Raw genomic sequence first — 243 nt, 5'->3', positions numbered from 1 at the left:
AGGGTGGCGGGCGTGTTCCAGGTGGTGGCGCGGATGGCGCGTTCCAGCTTGGGAATCCAGGCTGGCGGCGCGCTGACCGAGCCGACGCGCAGGCCGGTGGCGACGCTCTTGGACAGGCTGGATACGTAGAGCGTCGCCTCGGGCGCGAGGGCCGCCAGCGGCGGTGGCGCTTGCGCGGCGAGGAAGGCGTAGGCGCCGTCCTCGATCAGCATCAGGCCGTGGCGGCGCGCCAGGTCCACCAGG

The 243-nt window shown here is 73.7% G+C and carries 1 protein-coding gene; it reads right to left on the bottom strand.

The genetic code is table 11. From position 1 onward, the window contains the following. Positions 1–243, bottom strand: a 243-nt coding sequence (locus SB751_RS34455; protein ID WP_410749551.1) for an aminotransferase class I/II-fold pyridoxal phosphate-dependent enzyme, incomplete at both ends; no start/stop codon positions are given.

This window comes from Cupriavidus sp. SIMBA_020, assembly GCF_046535395.1.
GTDB lineage: Bacteria > Pseudomonadota > Gammaproteobacteria > Burkholderiales > Burkholderiaceae > Cupriavidus > Cupriavidus campinensis.
Note: the sequence above shows the minus strand (reverse complement) of the source record. Positions and strands in the feature narration are given on the sequence as shown.